17 protein-coding genes are annotated in these 14760 nt (G+C 68.5%); 13 read left to right on the forward strand and 4 right to left on the reverse strand.

The annotated features are described in order from the left end of the window. Positions 1-111: 111 nt before the first annotated feature. A complete protein-coding gene (locus tag ACYVIO_RS15385; protein WP_460651431.1) occupies positions 112-1113 on the reverse strand; it encodes a Gfo/Idh/MocA family protein in 1002 nt (333 codons plus the stop codon). A gap of 620 nt (positions 1114-1733) precedes the next feature. Between ACYVIO_RS15385 and ACYVIO_RS15390 the strand changes: the two genes are divergently transcribed. Beyond that, positions 1734-2759 carry a Gfo/Idh/MocA family oxidoreductase gene (locus ACYVIO_RS15390; RefSeq protein WP_460651432.1) on the forward strand — a complete coding sequence of 342 codons (1026 nt, stop codon included), beginning with the start codon at positions 1734-1736 and terminating at the stop codon, positions 2757-2759. Between the two features lie 83 nt (positions 2760-2842). Further along, complete coding sequence (locus tag ACYVIO_RS15395) at positions 2843-3586, forward strand: GntR family transcriptional regulator (RefSeq protein ID WP_460651433.1); 744 nt, start codon at positions 2843-2845, stop codon at positions 3584-3586. A gap of 35 nt (positions 3587-3621) precedes the next feature. On the opposite strand, the gene ACYVIO_RS15400 is transcribed toward ACYVIO_RS15395, so the two are convergent. Both ACYVIO_RS15400 and ACYVIO_RS15405 read right to left on the reverse strand, forming a co-directional pair. Continuing rightward, positions 3622-4884 carry a hypothetical protein gene (locus ACYVIO_RS15400; protein ID WP_460651434.1) on the reverse strand — a complete coding sequence of 421 codons (1263 nt, stop codon included), beginning with the start codon at positions 4882-4884 and terminating at the stop codon, positions 3622-3624. Positions 4885-4901: 17 nt separating this feature from the next. Then, positions 4902-5399, reverse strand: a complete 498-nt coding sequence (locus ACYVIO_RS15405; RefSeq protein ID WP_460651435.1) for a SigE family RNA polymerase sigma factor — start codon at positions 5397-5399, stop codon at positions 4902-4904. Between the two features lie 283 nt (positions 5400-5682). Here ACYVIO_RS15405 and ACYVIO_RS15410 point away from each other — a divergent pair, with 283 nt between their 5' ends. The 8 genes from ACYVIO_RS15410 (at position 5683) to ACYVIO_RS15445 (ending at position 11297) form a co-directional block, all read left to right on the forward strand. Beyond that, the gene (locus ACYVIO_RS15410) at positions 5683-6966 is read left to right on the forward strand and encodes a CpaF family protein (protein ID WP_460651436.1); all 1284 of its coding nucleotides are present in this window, start codon (positions 5683-5685) and stop codon (positions 6964-6966) included. Continuing rightward, positions 6966-7826 carry a type II secretion system F family protein gene (locus ACYVIO_RS15415; RefSeq protein WP_460651437.1) on the forward strand — a complete coding sequence of 287 codons (861 nt, stop codon included), beginning with the start codon at positions 6966-6968 and terminating at the stop codon, positions 7824-7826. Before ACYVIO_RS15410 ends, ACYVIO_RS15415 begins: the two co-directional genes overlap by 1 nt. Positions 7827-7839: 13 nt before the next feature. After that, positions 7840-8778, forward strand: coding sequence for a type II secretion system F family protein (locus ACYVIO_RS15420; protein ID WP_460651438.1), 939 nt, complete (start codon positions 7840-7842; stop codon positions 8776-8778). Between the two features lie 14 nt (positions 8779-8792). After that, complete coding sequence (locus tag ACYVIO_RS15425) at positions 8793-8990, forward strand: hypothetical protein (protein WP_460651439.1); 198 nt, start codon at positions 8793-8795, stop codon at positions 8988-8990. After that, the gene (locus ACYVIO_RS15430; RefSeq protein ID WP_460651440.1) at positions 8987-9391 is read left to right on the forward strand and encodes a TadE/TadG family type IV pilus assembly protein; all 405 of its coding nucleotides are present in this window, start codon (positions 8987-8989) and stop codon (positions 9389-9391) included. Before ACYVIO_RS15425 ends, ACYVIO_RS15430 begins: the two co-directional genes overlap by 4 nt. Positions 9392-9564: 173 nt before the next feature. Then, positions 9565-9978, forward strand: a complete 414-nt coding sequence (locus tag ACYVIO_RS15435) for a hypothetical protein (protein ID WP_460651441.1) — start codon at positions 9565-9567, stop codon at positions 9976-9978. A gap of 38 nt (positions 9979-10016) precedes the next feature. After that, on the forward strand, positions 10017-10415 hold the full coding sequence (locus ACYVIO_RS15440; protein ID WP_460651442.1) for a Tad domain-containing protein: 399 nt from the start codon (positions 10017-10019) through the stop codon (positions 10413-10415). Between the two features lie 87 nt (positions 10416-10502). Beyond that, entirely contained in the window at positions 10503-11297 is a 795-nt protein-coding gene (locus ACYVIO_RS15445; RefSeq protein ID WP_460651443.1) for an SDR family NAD(P)-dependent oxidoreductase, read from the forward strand. Here the strand turns inward: ACYVIO_RS15445 and ACYVIO_RS15450 are convergent. Further along, positions 11294-12118 (reverse strand): SDR family oxidoreductase, encoded by an 825-nt coding sequence (locus tag ACYVIO_RS15450; protein ID WP_460651444.1) that lies wholly within the window; start codon positions 12116-12118, stop codon positions 11294-11296. The genes ACYVIO_RS15445 and ACYVIO_RS15450 overlap by 4 nt on opposite strands. Before the next feature lie 69 nt (positions 12119-12187). Between ACYVIO_RS15450 and ACYVIO_RS15455 the strand changes: the two genes are divergently transcribed. From ACYVIO_RS15455 to ACYVIO_RS15465, 3 genes are read left to right on the forward strand one after another with little or no spacing between them, the layout of a single operon-like run. After that, positions 12188-12805 (forward strand): TetR/AcrR family transcriptional regulator, encoded by a 618-nt coding sequence (locus ACYVIO_RS15455; protein ID WP_460651445.1) that lies wholly within the window; start codon positions 12188-12190, stop codon positions 12803-12805. Positions 12806-12856: 51 nt separating this feature from the next. Then, on the forward strand, positions 12857-13978 hold the full coding sequence (gene prfB / locus ACYVIO_RS15460; RefSeq protein WP_460651446.1) for a peptide chain release factor 2: 1122 nt from the start codon (positions 12857-12859) through the stop codon (positions 13976-13978). Between the two features lies 1 nt (position 13979). Continuing rightward, positions 13980-14756: a pentapeptide repeat-containing protein gene (locus ACYVIO_RS15465; protein WP_460651447.1), complete on the forward strand. Its 777-nt coding sequence runs from the start codon at positions 13980-13982 to the stop codon at positions 14754-14756. Positions 14757-14760 lie beyond the last annotated feature (4 nt).

Here is a 14760-nt window from a genome sequence, read left to right on the forward strand (position 1 = left end):
CGCCGGCCGCCACGCATCCTCGAGGAGCGCGGCGGCCGGCGTCTCGCTGTGGTGGGGCGAGCGGCGCGTACGACGTACCCGGCTAGGCGCACGCCGTACTGGCTCGGCCGGTCAGATCTGCGACACCGGGCGCGGCTGGAGGCCGGCGTCCTGGTAGCAAGCGTCGATCAGTTCCATCGTGGCGACCGCGTCGTCGGCGTCGATCGGGAGCGGGGCGCCGTCGCGGAGGTGGGCGGCGAAGGCTTCCAGCTGATACGTGTACGACGACTTGCGGCCGAGATGCTCGACCCAGTGGTCTTCCTTCGTCGTGACGATCACCCGGTCGTCCTGGTGCGGGAGCACGAAGCTCGGCGCGAACGCCTCACCGCGCGTGCCGGTCACCTTGAGGCTGAACTCGAACTCCTCGGACGCCATGCTCGTGCGGACCGCGCCGGTCGCGCCGTTCGGGAACTCCAGGTCCGCGTTCAGCCACTCGTCGACGCCGGGCAGCCGCTTGCGCTCGCCCGCGCGAGCGCTGACCAGCTTGGGCTGACCGCCGCCCCACGGTGCGAGCATCCGCTGAGCGTGCAGCGCGTAGCAGCCGACGTCCATCACGGCCCCACCAGCAAGAGCGAGCGACCAGCGCGGGTCCTCGTCGGCGGGCGGGCCCATGACCATGGTCGCCTCGACGTGCTGCAGTTCGCCGAGCTCACCCTTGGCGAGCAGTTCCTGGATCCGCTTGGTGACCGGGTGGAAGACGTAGTGGAAGCCCTCCATCACCACGACACCGGCCTCGCGGGCGGCGTCACGGACCGCTGCGGCCTCGGCAGCGTTGCTGGCCGACGGCTTCTCGGTCAGCACATGCTTGCCCGCGGCAATCGCGCGCAGGTTCCACGGACCGTGCAGGCCGTTGGCGAGCGGGTTGTAGATCGCCTCGACCTCGGGGTCGTTGATGACGTCGTCGTACGACGCGTGCACCCGCTCGACGCCGTGCTCGGCGGCGAAGGCCTCGGCCCGTTCGGTGTCCCGGGCCGCGACCGCGACCAGCCGGGCGCCGGTCAGCCGGGCCGGTTCGGCGATCGCCCGGCCGGCGATCCGGGCGGCGCCGAGGATGCCGATGCGCAGCGGTTCCATGCCTTCTCCTTCAGAGTTCGTCCGTACGGCGGGGTACGGCGGGCTGGTCGAGGGCCTGCCGGGAGGCCGGGATGGTTCCGTCGAGTCGCGCAGCGGAGGGTTCCGCCGGGAGCGCGGAGCGGCCGGTCATGGTCGAAAGGCCGGCTGGACAAGCCCGAACCGGAAAGCGTAGTCCTCGCCAGGCGGCGATGACGTTGTCGGGATCGAAGGCGACATCCTGCCCGAGTTCAGGCAGCACCCGGTAGGCCGTGACCGCCATCCGGACCCGGTCAGGAGCTGTCCGTACCTGTGCTTCGCGCCGCCGGTAACAGCCCGTGAGGCACGGCCTCTGAGCGAGCAGCAAACCTCACCGTCGTACTCACGCCGAGCCCGCGACGACGCGTCGGCCGAGCCGCGGTCACCCTGCGCGACCACCCTCCGAACCGCTGACAACGTGTGCACATCGGCAGCGTAGAACGCGCCGTCCGGGCCTAGGCCTCGCGATCGCCACCCACCGCCTGACCTTCACCTTCCGGATCCACCCCGTTCACCTCCAACCCCTTGCCGAAGGCACCCTTCCCCCCACCGCCGTCCCGTGGTGAGATCACCTGCAACTCGGACGACGACCGAAGGCGGGGGACATGCGGACTGATCACGGGCTACGGGTGGTTCGGTTGGGGTTGCTGGGCGCCGGACGGATCGGGTCGATGCATGCGGGGAACGTCGCGCGGCGGGTGCCCGGAGCTGAGTTGGTGGCGGTGGCGGATCCTCGGATGGAGGCGGCGACCAGCCTCGCGGGAAAGTACGGCGCGAAGGTCTGTGGTGTGGACGAACTGCTCGGAGATCCTGAGATCGACGGCGTCCTGATCACCTCGATCGCTGCTGTGCAGTCGGAGTTGATCGCCAAGGCCGCGGCCGCGGGCAAGGCGGTGTGGTGCGAGAAGCCGGCTTCGTTGACGGTCGAGGAGATCGATCGGGCGATCGCGGCGACGAAGGCCGCGGGGGTGCCGTTTCAGGTCGGGTTCAATCGAAGATTCGCGGCGGACTTCCGACAGGCGCGGGCGACGATCGACGCGGGTGGGATCGGTACGCCGCAGTTGATGCGGTCGATCACGCGCGACCCTGGCCGGCCGGAGGGGATGGCGCACGCGGGCGGCATACGGCCGTGGACGATCTTCCGCGAGACGTTGATCCACGACTTCGACACGTTGCTCTGGCTCACCCCGAGCGCTGAGGTCGTCGAGGTCTACACGCGCGCCGACGCGTTGGTCGCGCCGCAGTTCAAGGCTGACGGCCTGCTCGACACGGCGGTCGTCGTACTGACCTTCGACAACGGCGCGATCGCGACGGCGGAGGCGAACTTCTCCGCGCTCTACGGGTACGACGTACGCGGTGAGGTCTTCGGCAGCAAAGGCATGGTCGTCGCGGGCAGGCTTCCGAGTACGACGGCTGTGCAGTACGACGCGAGCGGCCTGCACCAGCAGACGATGCGCAGTGACGAACAGATGTTCGGCGACGCGTACGTGCAGGAGCTGATCGACTTCACCGAGGTCGTCCGCGGCAACGCCGAGCCGCCGGTCACCGGCGAGGATGCACGGCGGGCGTTGACGATCGCGCTCGCCGCGATGCGCTCGTACGAGGAACACAAACCCGTCCAGATCGCCTGAAACGGCCGCCTCACAAAGGAAGAGATCTGATCAAATCTGCGCACCGACTCGACGGTGGGCCCCTGACAGCCCAAGATGTGCCCATGAGCACCGTCCAGGTCAGCGTCGATCGCACCAGCCGCACCCCGCTCCACGTCCAGCTCGCTCAGCAGCTGGAGGCAGCGATCCAGGGCGGTGACCTCCCGGTCGGCTCTCGCCTCAGCAACGAGGTGGACCTCGCCGAGGCGTACGGGCTGAGCCGTCCAACGGTGCGGCAGGCCATCGCCAGGCTGGTCGACCAGGGTCTGCTGGTCCGCAAGCGTGGCGTCGGCACACAGGTCGTCGGCAACTCCGGCCAGGTCCGGCGCTCGCTGGAGCTCACCAGCCTGTACGACGACCTGGCTGCCGCGCACCGCAAGCCGGAGACCGAGGTGCTGCGCTTCGGCATCGCACCTGCGAGCCCTGACGTCGCCGCTGCGCTGCAGTGCGAGGCCGGAGACCGCGTACTGCGGCTGGAGCGCCTCCGCCGTGCGGACGGCGAGCCGCTGGCCCTGATGCGCAACTGGCTGCCGCCGGAGATGCTGGACACGGACCCGGGCACGCTGGCCGAGCGCGGCCTGTACGAGCTGCTCCGCGCCGAGGGTGTCCGCCTCAAGGTCGCGCACCAGACCATCTCCGCTCAGCCCGCCACACCAGAACAGGCCCGCCTCCTCGGTGAGGAAGCGGGCCATCCGCTGCTGGCGACCACGCGCATCACGTACGACGACCACGGGCGCGCCGTCGAGTACGGCTCACACCTGTTCCGCGCGTCGCGCTACGCCTTCGAGCACACTCTCGTCCACCGCTGACCCACCCCTCAGAGAGTCAGCGGTGGACGAGAGTCCTACTTTGTACCAGTTCCGGGGAACTTCCACCCAGGAGTTCCGGCCATCGTCAGCAACTGGTCGGTGCTGAACGTCGGCTTCGCGCGGGTGTGCTTGTCGTCCTTCTCCGACGGCCCGTTGTAGCTGGTCATCGTGATCATCCGGCCGTTCGGGTAGTGGATCTCGACCCGGTTGGCGAGCACGCCGTTGATCGCCTGCCGCTCGTCGCCGTACGACGGCTCGTTCTTCGACCAGCCGGTGACCGAGCCGTCGGGCCGGACCTTGCAGTGCTGCGGTCCTTCGCCGGTGCACTTGGTCACCGGGGTCTCGTACTGAACCATCACCTCGACCCGCGCGGCGCCCTGGCCGTCGTTGACGACGTACGCCGCGCCGTTGTGGCCGTTGCTGCCACCGCCCCAGGTCTCGGGGCTGGTGAGCTGCAGTCCGCTCGGCAGCACGCTCTTCAGCATCTGCTGGGTCTGCTCGAGCGGTACGGTCGGCTTGCCGTTGCCCGCCCGCTTGATCGGTCCGTCCTGCTCCTTCGGGAAGACCCACTGGTCGCTGTTGGCCAGGGCGGTGAGCTGCTGGACCGAGAACAGCGGGTTCGTGCGGGTGTGCGCGACACCGCTCTGCTTCGGCGCGTTGTAGTTGTAGATGCTGATCAGCCGGCCGTCGGGGTAGAAGATCTCCACGACCGTGTTCTTGACGCCCCAGGGATTCCGCGCCGGGTTGTCGTCGTACGGGAAGATCGACTCGTTGGCGAACGAGGTGAACACCGATCCGTCCGGGCGCACGGTGCAGGTGCCGTGCAGACCTTCGCAGCCGGGGTTCGGCTTGGTGGTGACGATCTCGAGGGCGAGCAGCGAGGCGCCCTTGCCGTCGTCGACGACGACCTCGGCGCGGTGCCTGTTGTTCTCGTAGCCGCCCTTCGCCGACGACTGCTTCAGGTTCTGCGGCAGGAGTCCCCGCAGCGTCTGGAGAGTCGCGGCCGGCGAGCCCGGTACGGCGGCCGGTCCGTTGGCCGCGGTACTCGGCGCGGCGGTCGACGGGCCGGCGACGGTGGGCTCCGGCGTGCTGCCGGCGAACAGTTGGGTGCCGCCGACGATGATGCCCGCGGTGGCCAGGACCGCGCCGGCACCGCTGAGGCTCAGCATCGCCGTACGGCGACGTCTCAATGTCACGCCGCGCTGGATACCGCGTTCCACCAGGTCGTTCGACTCCGGCTCGAGGTCGTCGGTCGCCCGGCGCATCAGGTCGGGCAAGCTGTCGTTCAAGTTGTTCATCGGGTTTCTCCTGCGAGTCAGAGAGCGATCAGGTGGACGTCGTCGCCGAGCACCGCGCGCAGACGGTCCAGGGCACGAGAGGTCCGGGTCCTGATCGCACCGGCGTTCTTGCCGAGATCGAGCGCGACCTGTTCGACGCTGCGATCTTCGAAGAACCGCAGCACCAAGACCGCACGATCAAGGGGAGCCAGTTCGGCCAGGGCGTCTCGCAGGGCGAGGCGTAGTTCGAGGTCACCGGAGTGGTGGACACCGTCCGGCAACGCGGCCGTCGGCTGCTCGCTCCAGCTGCGTTTGCGCCGTTGCGAGATGAACGTCCGGGCCAGGACGGTCTGGGCGTACGCCGCGGGGTTCTCGATCCGCTGCATCCGCCACCAGGACCGATACATCTTGGCCAGCGTCTCCTGGACCAGGTCCTCGGCGTGGTGCGGGTCTCCGGCGAGCAGCCAGGCCGTCCGGTACAGCTGCGGGGTCCGCGCTCTGGCGAACTCCTCGAAATCGTCCGTCGTCGATCCCATCACTGCCCTTCGTCGTGGTCTCACTGGGTACGACGCCACGACGCGGTGATTTGGTTACAGCGGCTTCCCGGCGTACGGCGTACGGGAGGATTTCTGCAACAAGCTGCAACCGGGGTGGACCGGAGCGTGATCGGATGGTTACGGTCGGGCGGCCTCTGCCCACCGGCCGGTTATCCACAGGTCGGGCGGATCGGGTTGGCGCGGGTGCCCTCCGGGTTGGGACAATGATCGCGCAGGGTGACGAGACGGTCGCCGCCGGAACAGCGACGGACACGGGGAGACGATGACAGCGGACAGGGTCGCCGCGCGCCGCAACGGGTTCGACCGGGGCGAGGCGGTCGAGCTGATCGACGCGCAGGTCCGCGACGTCGTCCGGCGCGAGGGCATCGACCCGCTGCGCGACCCCGGTGCGGTCAGCACGATCGTGGCCACCGTCGTCCGCGAGTACGACGAACGCAGCCTGACCGGGATCGTCCCGCCGATCGGCGACGTCGAGGCGGTCAGCCGTGAGGTGCACGACCGGGTGGCGGGCTTCGGGCCGCTCCAGCGGTACCTGGACGACCCGAAGGTCGAGGAGATCTGGATCAACGAGCCTTCCCGGGTGTTCATCGCCCGTGAAGGCCGGCACGAGCTGACCACGACGGTGCTGACGGAGGAGGAGGTCTCCGACCTGGTCGAGCGGATGCTGAAGACGACCGGTCGGCGGATCGACGTCTCGCAGCCGTTCACCGACGCCCGCCTGCCCGACGGCAGCCGGGTGCACATCGTGCTCGGCGGTATCACCCAGCGGTACGCAGCGATCAACATCCGGAAGTTCACGGTGCGCGCGACCAAGCTGACCGACCTGGTCGCGCTCGGGTCGATGACGCCGCACGCGGCCGCGGTGCTCGACGCGTCCGTTGCCGTCGGCCTCAACATTTTGGTTGCCGGAGGCACCCAGGCGGGCAAGACCACGATGCTGAACGCGCTGGCCGGTTCGATCCCGGGGCGGGAGCGGGTGATCAGCTGTGAAGAGGTCTTCGAGATCAAGCTGCCGATTCCCGACTGGGTGTCGATGCAGACGCGCCAGGCCGGGCTGGAGGGCACCGGTGAGGTGCGGTTGCGGGACCTGGTCAAGGAGTCGCTGCGGATGCGGCCGTCGCGGCTGATCGTGGGCGAGGTCCGAGGAGAGGAGTGTCTGGATCTGCTGCTCGCTCTGAACAGCGGCCTCCCCGGCATGTGCACGATCCACGCGAACTCGGCGCGCGAGGCGCTGACCAAGATGTGCACGCTGCCGCTGCTTGCCGGAGAGAACATCGGCAGCCGCTTTGTGCTGCCGACGGTGGCGGGCTGCGTCGATCTGGTCGTGCACCTCGGGATCGGTAGCGACGGGCAGCGCCGGGTGCGCGAGATCGTCGCGGTCAGCGGCCGGATCGAGGACCAGACGATCGAGACCGAGACCCTGTTCGGCCTGCACGACGGGATGCTGCGCCGGGCCGAGGGCCAGTTGCCGCACCCGGAGCGGTTCCAGCAGGCGGGGTACTCGCCGGCCGGGCTGCTGACCGAGCTGCCGCGCGGGGTGAACTGATGGGACTGCTGCTCGGGCTGTTCTTCGGGATCGGGATCCTGCTGGTCGTCTGGTCGTTCATCGCGCCGTACGAGGACAAGCCGAAGACCGACGGGCGGCTGACCGCGCGCAGCCGGGACCTGCTGGCGCGGGCCGGGGTCGAGGGCGTGACGCCGGGTGCGTTCATCGGCGCTTGTTTCGTGACGGGGTTCGTCGCGTTCGTGCTGATGTTCGTGGTGTCGGCGGCGTTGCCGGTCGGCGTGGTGTTCGGGCTGATGGCCGGTGGGGTGCCGATCGCGCTGCTGAAGAGCCGGGCGCGGAAGCGGCTGGGGGAGTTTCGGGAGCTGTGGCCGGACGTGGTGGACAACATCGCTTCCGCCGTACGGGCTGGGCTCTCGCTGTCGGAGGCGCTGGCGCAGGTCGGGGAGCGTGGGCCCTTGCCGTTGCGCGAGCCGTTCCGGCGGTTCGGGGCGGACTACGCGTCGACCGGGCGGTTCGCGGACTCGCTCGATCGGTTGAAGGCGCGGCTGGCCGATCCGGTGGGTGATCGGGTCGTGGAGGCGTTGCGGATCGCACGGGAGGTTGGTGGGGGTGATCTCGGACGGTTGCTCCGGTCGCTGTCGAGCTTTCTGCGGGACGACGCTCGGACGCGGTCGGAGCTGGAGTCGCGTCAGGCCTGGTCGGTGAACGGGGCTCGGGTTGCGGTGGCGGCGCCGTGGTTGGTGCTGGGGTTGCTGTCGTTCCAGGGGGATGTGATTCAGCGGTACAACTCGCCGGTCGGGGCTTTGATCATCGGCATCGGGGCTGTTGTTTGTGTGGTCGCCTATCGCGTGATGCTGCGGATCGGTCGCCTGCCGGAGCCTGAGCGGGTGCTGCGATGAGGTGGAGGAGACGATGAACCCTCTGGTGCTGGGGGCACTGCTGGGTGGGGTGTTCGGTGCGAGCCTGTTGCTGATCGTTCGGCGGCTGCCGTTCCTGCGGAAGCCGACGGTCGACGACCGGATCGGGCCGTACCTGCGGGATCTCGCCGGGGCCGACGTGTTCTCCGGCGTGGTCGACTCGAGTTCGCCGTTCCACGCGATCCTGCGGATGTTCGGGCCGTCGTTGCGCGCGGGAGCGGCTCGGCTGGAGCGGATCCTTGGCGGGGCGGTGTCGATCCGGCGGCGGTTGGCGCGGGCGGGGATCGATCGGAGCGTGGAGGAGTTCCGGATCGAGCAGGTGCTGTGGGGGACGGCTGGGTTCGGTGCGGGGCTGCTGTTCGCGCTCGTCATGCTGTCGCTCGGGTACGGGAACCCGGTCGGTTTGCTGGTGCTGTGCGCGCTGCTCGCCGTAATGGGGGTGCTTTCGCGGGACACGTACCTGAGCACGCAGGTGCGGAACCGTGAGCGGCGCTTGCTGGCCGAGTTGCCGACGGTCGCTGAGTTGCTGGCGTTGTCGGTCGCCGCCGGTGAAGGTCCGGCTGCGGCGCTCGATCGCGTGGCCCGGTCGTGCAAGGGGGAGTTAGCCGACGAGCTGCAGCGAGTGCTCGCGGAGACTCGCGCGGGTTCGACGCTCGTCCGCGCGCTCGACGGCCTGGCGGACCGGACGGGGTTGGTTGCCTTGTCGCGGTTTGCCGACGGGCTGGCGGTCGCGCTCGAACGCGGTACGCCGCTGGCCGACGTACTGCGTGCGCAGGCCGGCGACATCCGCGAGGCGAGCCGGCGCGAGCTGATCGAGTCGGGCGCTCGTCGTGAGGTCGCGATGATGGTGCCCGTCGTGTTCCTGGTGCTGCCCGTCACCATCCTGTTCGCCTTCTACCCAGGCGCTGTCGGCATCCGGCTGATCGCCGGATGAAACGAGGAGAAACCATGTCCCTGTTGATGACCAGACTCCTGCTGACCCTGGTCCTGAAACCACGCCCGGCCGAAAAGGAACGCGGCGACGTTCCCGGATGGGTCCTGATCACGGTGATGACCGCCGGCCTGGTGGTCCTCCTGTGGGGCGTCGCCGGCAAGCAGCTGCAGGAGATGCTCGAACGCGCCCTGGAATCCGTCAGCGGTAAATGACCGGGGCCCAGGGCAACGAGCGGCGTCGTGACGAGCGCGGGTCGGCGGTAGTCGACTTCGTGCTGGTGACGATGATCGTCGTGCCGTTGTTCCTGGGGATCCTGCAGGTCGGGTTGTTCCTCTACATCCGCAACACGATGACCGCGGCGGCATCCGAGGGTGCCTTGTACGCGGCGGTGCTCAACCGCGACACCGCCGACGGAGAGGCGCGGACGCGGGAGTTGGTTGATGGGGTGGTCCGCGCCGAGCTGATCGAGTCGGTCACCGCCGAAGAGACGGAGATCGACGGGCAGCCGGTGGTTCGCGTGGCAATCGCGGCGCACATGCCGGCGCTTGGGCTATGGGGGCCCGGGATCGACTTCAGTGTCGAAGGCCACGCGGTGAAGGAGACCGGCGAATGAGGCCGCGGGAGCTCCCCCTAGGAGAGGCGCAGCGTGGGCCCTCGGGGAAAGGGGCGCGTCGCGGAGAGTTGGTGAGGGGGGTCGCGGTGCGGGTCGGAGGTGCAGGCGGCGAGGCTCTGCGTTCGGTGGTGCGGCCAGCAGCGCCGTCGCGTGCGGAGCGTGGGAGTGCGGTGGTGGAGTTCTCCTGGCTGGCGTTGCTGCTGTTGGTGCCCTTGATCTACGTGATGCTGGGGGTCTTCGACGTGCAGCGGGCGTCGTACGGGGCGACGGCGGCGACGCGGGCTGCTGGGCGGGCGTTCATCATCGTGCCTTCGGGGTTGACCGAGGATGACGCACGGGCGCGGGCGTTCGAGGCGGCGCGGTTGGCGATGAAGGACCAAGGGATCGAGCTGGAGTCCGGCGATCTGAAGATCACGTGCGATCCGGAGTGTTTGCAGCCGGGTTCGACGGTGACGGTCGAGCTGGACTACGCGGTGCCGTTGCCGTTCATTCCGGAGGCGCTGGGTGGGGAGCGGCCGGCGGTTCATGTGTCGGCGTCGCACACCGAGCCGTACGGCGACTACCGGGAAGCGAAGGGTTCGCCGTGAGCTGGAGAGTGCGGCGCGAGAGGGATGAGCGCGGGCAGATGACGGTGTTGATCGTCGGGTTTGCGGCGATTGTGCTGTTGATGGTTGTGGTGGTTACCGATATCTCGAAGGTGTTTCTCGTACGGCGAGATCTGGATTCGACGGCGGACGGGGCTGTGCTGGCCGCGGCCAATGGGCTGGCGGCGATCTATGCGCAGACCGGGAGTGGTGGGAACGCGCAGATCGATCCCGAGGAGGCTCGGCGGTTGGCGGCTGACTACCTGGACACGGTGTCGGCGAGTGAGCGCTTCGATGGGTTGGACTGGTCGGCGGAGGTGACCGGTACGACGGTGACGGTGGAGCTGACGTCGAGCGTGGAGCTTCCGTTCACCCCACCGGGTTGGCAGGAGAACGCCGAGATCGCCTCCAGCGCATCGGCCGTCGTCCCCGTGCGCTGAAGTTCGCCCGCTGTCTGGAGTTAGTTGTTGTCGGTGGCAACTTGTAGGTGGGTTTGGGGTAAGGGGGCGGTGGGGCACCATGGGGTAATGCGGATCGATCTGGCAGGGCGGCGGGCGTTGGTTTCGGGATCCAGCCAAGGGATCGGGCAGGCGATTGCCACTGAGTTGGCCAGAGCCGGCGCGAGTGTGGTGGTCAATGGGCGGGATCAAGGGAAGACCGAGAAGGCCGCTGAGGCGATCGCGAAGGAAGTGCCGTCGGCAGAGCTGATTCCGGTCGGGGCGGATCTTGCCACTGCTGAGGGGGCCGAGGCGCTCAAGGCGAAGGCGGGCGAGCTCGACATCCTGGTGAACAATCTCGGGATCTTCGGGGCGAAGCCGGTGCTGGAGATCGACGACGACGAGTGGCGGCGGTACTTCGAGGTCAACGTGCTGTCGGCGGTACGACTGATCCGGATGTACCTGCCGGGGATGATGGAGCGCGGGTTCGGGCGGGTGATGAACATCGCCAGCGACTCGGCCGTGGTGACGCCGTTGGAGATGGTGCACTACGGCGTGACCAAGACCGCGTTGCTGGCGGTGACGCGGGGGTACGCGAAGGCGGCGGCGGGGACCGGCGTGACGGTGAACTCGGTGATGGCCGGGCCTACGCACACACCGGGCGTGGAGGAGTTCGTCGCTGAACTGGTCGGCGACGACCTGCCGTGGGACGAGGCGCAGCGCCAGTTCATGAAGGAGCACCGGCCGTACTCGCTGATCGAGCGCCTGATCGAACCGCACGAGATCGGCAACATGGTCGTCTACCTGAGCTCCGAGCAGGCCTCCGTCACCACGGGCGGCGCCGTCCGCGTGGACGGCGGCTACATCGACTCGATCCTGCCTTAGGCAAACACTCCCGGGTGGTCCGCGAGCCACGTACGGAACGTCCGCCCCGAGTGCCCCGTCAGCTTCTCGACCGCAGGCTCGATCGGGTGCGGGCTGCCGACCCGTGAGGCCCAGTACGCGAGCAGCGCCTCGATCTGGGCGGGTCGGCCCAGGGCGCTCATCTCCACGCGCGCCTCGTCGGCGGTGAGGTCGACGGCCTCGAAGGAAGCACCGGTGACCTCGGTGACCTGAGCCAACTGCGCTCGACGGGTCATCGACTCAGGACCAGTGAGCGGATAACCCCGCCCGTCGTGCTCCCCGCCGGGGCCGTCCAGCAGCACCCGAACAGCAACATCCGCGATGTCCTGCTCGTGGATCGGCGCTTCCTCGGCCTCCAGATACGGCAGCCGGACCTGACCCGTCGCGCGGATCGAGTGTGACCAGAAGAGCGCGTTGGTCATGAACGCACCGGGCTGCAGATACGTCGTCGCGTACGAGCCGCTGCCGACCAGAGCCTCGGTTTCCGCGTGCGGATCGCCCGCGGCCTCGTCGTTGTCGGCCTGCGAGGACATCGACGACAGCAGTACGACCTGCCGTACGCCGGCGGCGTCGGCCGCCGTACGGAAGAGACCGGCAGTCGACGGTTCGGCGTACAGGAAGACCTGCGTGATGCCGTCGAGGGCCGCGGACAGGGACGACGGGTCGTCGAAGTCCCAGCCGACCGAGCCGGGGAGGTCCTGCGGCGAACGGCTGGCGATCCGGACGTCGCGGCCGGCGGAAACGAGTCCGGCGGCAAGAGCGCGAGCGATCTTGCCGCGACCGCCGGTGATCAAGATGGTCATGGATGAACTCCAAAGATGTAGTGACTACAAGATTGGAAAGAGTAAAGCATGACGCTCTAGGATGTGTCCATGGAGATCGGCCGCCGGGAGCGGAAGAAGCAGCAGACCCGTCAGGTGATCTCCGACGTCGCGACGGAGTTGTTCCTGGAGCGCGGGTTCGACGCGGTGACGGTCGCCGAGGTCGCGAAGGCGGCCGACGTCGCCGTACAGACCGTGTTCAACCACTTCCCGACCAAGGAAGACCTGTTCTTCGACGAGACCGGCTGGTGGCTGGGCCCCGCCGAGGCGATCAGGAACGCGTCGCCCGACCAGAACCCGATCGACACCCTGGAACAGCAGTACCTGACCGTGGTCCGCGGACGGCTGGCCAACGGTCACCTCGAAACCTGGCGGGAGTTCAGCCGGACGATGGCGGAGAGTCAGGCGCTGCTCGCTCGCCGTCGGCAGATCGCCGAGGAGATGGAGCGCACGCTCGCCGCCGCGCTCCAGGAACGCGATCCGGAGATCGAGCCGCTCAAGGCCAGGTTCGTCGCCGCTCAGTTCGCGGCCGCGCAGAAGGTGCTGGAAGGGGAGTTGGCGGTGATCATGCCGCTGAATGCAACCCCTGAGCAGCTGAGAGAGTCGAACGCGCAACTGGAGCGTGCGACCGCGGAGGTGTTCGAGGCGCTGCGCCGTGCGTGGAGGTGACCGGACAATGGATTCCCGGCGAAGCACGGTCACCGGGTACGCTGCATGGTTGTGGCTGGACTGGATTTTGACGCGGAGCTCAAGCAACTCGACGCGACCCTGACCTCGATCGAGAAGGTGCTCGATCTGGACACCCTGCGCCGGGAGATCGCCGACCTCGGAGAGGCGGTGGCCGCGCCTGACCTGTGGGACGACCAGGCGAACGCGCAGAAGGTGACGTCGCGGCTATCCAGCCTGCAGGCCGACCTGGAGCGGGTGACCAAGCTCCGCGGCCGGGTCGACGACCTCGGCGTGATGATCGAGCTGTCCCGCGAGGAGAACGACGCCGACAGCCTGGCCGAGTCCGAGAAGGAGATCGCCGCGCTGGCCAAGTCGATCCAGTCCCTCGAGGTCCGCACGCTGCTGTCCGGCGAGTACGACGAGCGCGAGGCCCTGGTCACGATCCGCTCCGGCGCGGGTGGCGTCGACGCCGCCGACTTCGCCGAGATGCTGCAGCGGATGTACCTGCGCTGGGCCGAGCGCCACGGGTACCCGACCGAGGTCTACGACACGTCGTACGCCGAAGAGGCCGGGCTCAAGTCGACCACGTTCGGCGTCAAGGCGCCGTACGCGTACGGCACGCTGAGCGTCGAGACGGGCACCCACCGGCTGGTCCGGATCTCCCCGTTCGACAACCAGGGTCGCCGGCAGACCTCGTTCGCCGCGGTCGAGGTGGTCCCGGTGCTCGAGCAGACCGACGAGATCGACGTCCCGGACGAAGAGCTGCGGATCGACGTGTACCGCTCCTCCGGTCCGGGCGGTCAGAGCGTCAACACCACCGACTCCGCGGTCCGGATCACCCATATCCCGACCGGCACGGTGGTCTCCTGCCAGAACGAGAAGTCGCAGCTGCAGAACAAGGCCAGCGCGATGGTGATCCTGAAGGCCAAGCTGCTCGCGCTGAAGAAGGCCGAGGAGCGGGCCGAGATCGACTCGCTGCGCGGTGACGTCCAGGGCTCGTGGGGCGACCAGATGCGTTCCTACGTCCTGCACCCGTACCAGATGGTGAAGGACCTGCGGACGCAGTTCGAGTCCGGCAACACCTCGGGTGTGTTCGACGGGGAGATCGACGAGTTCGTCGAGGCCGGCATCCGCTGGCGCCGGACCGGCCAGACGGTCGCCGACCAGAACTGAAGTGAACGACGAGCTCCGCGCCGACTGCGGTAGCTGCTTCGGCCTGTGCTGCGTCGCGCTGACCTTTGCCCGGTCGGCCGACTTCGCGATCGACAAACCGGCCGGCGAGCCCTGCCCGAACCTGCGGCAGGACTTCCGCTGTGGCATCCACCAGAAGCTGCGTCCCGAAGGCTTCAACGGCTGCACGGTCTACGACTGCTTCGGCGCCGGCCAGAAGATCTCGGCGCAGGCCGGGACGAGTTGGCGCGAGCAGCCGGGCCAGGAGATGTTCGCCGCGCTACCGATCATGCGGCAGCTGCACGAATTGCTCTGGTACCTGTACGACGCGCAGCAGCGCCCGGAGGCCGCGCCGATCCGTTCCGAGCTGCAGCGAAGCGCCAAGCACGTTGAGGCCCTGACCCAGCAGCCGGTCCTGGATGTTGACCTGGGCAACGAACGCGCCCAGGTCAACGAGCTGCTGATCACCACCAGCAAACTGGTCCGCGGCACGCAGAACAAGAAGAAGGAACGCCGGGGCGCCGACCTCGTCGGAGCCAAGCTCCGCAAGGCCGACCTCAGCCGGGCCAATCTCCGCGGCGCTTATCTGATCGCAGCCGACCTGGCCGGCGCCGACCTCCGCAAGGCGGATCTGATCGGCGCCGACCTCCGTGACAGCGACCTGCGCAACGCTGACCTCACCGACGCGCTGTTCGTCACGCAGTCCCAGGTGAACGCGGCCCAGGGCGACAGCACCACCAGGATCCCCAGCAGCCTGCTACGCCCCGACCACTGGAGCTGAACGC

It is taken from the genome of Kribbella endophytica, from assembly GCF_054781295.1.

Excerpts from the sequence above, each read along its gene's own strand:
- ACYVIO_RS15385 (WP_460651431.1), bottom strand. The coding sequence starts at position 1,113 with ATGGAACCGCTGCGCATCGGCATCCTCGGCGCCGCCCGGATCGCCGGC.
- ACYVIO_RS15390 (WP_460651432.1), top strand. The coding sequence starts at position 1,734 with ATGCGGACTGATCACGGGCTACGGGTGGTTCGGTTGGGGTTGCTGGGC.
- ACYVIO_RS15395 (WP_460651433.1), top strand. The coding sequence starts at position 2,843 with ATGAGCACCGTCCAGGTCAGCGTCGATCGCACCAGCCGCACCCCGCTC.
- ACYVIO_RS15400 (WP_460651434.1), bottom strand. The coding sequence starts at position 4,884 with ATGAACAACTTGAACGACAGCTTGCCCGACCTGATGCGCCGGGCGACC.
- ACYVIO_RS15405 (WP_460651435.1), bottom strand. The coding sequence starts at position 5,399 with ATGGGATCGACGACGGACGATTTCGAGGAGTTCGCCAGAGCGCGGACC.
- ACYVIO_RS15410 (WP_460651436.1), top strand. The coding sequence starts at position 5,683 with ATGACAGCGGACAGGGTCGCCGCGCGCCGCAACGGGTTCGACCGGGGC.
- ACYVIO_RS15415 (WP_460651437.1), top strand. The coding sequence starts at position 6,966 with ATGGGACTGCTGCTCGGGCTGTTCTTCGGGATCGGGATCCTGCTGGTC.
- ACYVIO_RS15420 (WP_460651438.1), top strand. The coding sequence starts at position 7,840 with ATGAACCCTCTGGTGCTGGGGGCACTGCTGGGTGGGGTGTTCGGTGCG.
- ACYVIO_RS15425 (WP_460651439.1), top strand. The coding sequence starts at position 8,793 with ATGTCCCTGTTGATGACCAGACTCCTGCTGACCCTGGTCCTGAAACCA.
- ACYVIO_RS15430 (WP_460651440.1), top strand. The coding sequence starts at position 8,987 with ATGACCGGGGCCCAGGGCAACGAGCGGCGTCGTGACGAGCGCGGGTCG.
- ACYVIO_RS15440 (WP_460651442.1), top strand. The coding sequence starts at position 10,017 with ATGACGGTGTTGATCGTCGGGTTTGCGGCGATTGTGCTGTTGATGGTT.
- ACYVIO_RS15445 (WP_460651443.1), top strand. The coding sequence starts at position 10,503 with ATGCGGATCGATCTGGCAGGGCGGCGGGCGTTGGTTTCGGGATCCAGC.
- ACYVIO_RS15450 (WP_460651444.1), bottom strand. The coding sequence starts at position 12,118 with ATGACCATCTTGATCACCGGCGGTCGCGGCAAGATCGCTCGCGCTCTT.
- ACYVIO_RS15455 (WP_460651445.1), top strand. The coding sequence starts at position 12,188 with ATGGAGATCGGCCGCCGGGAGCGGAAGAAGCAGCAGACCCGTCAGGTG.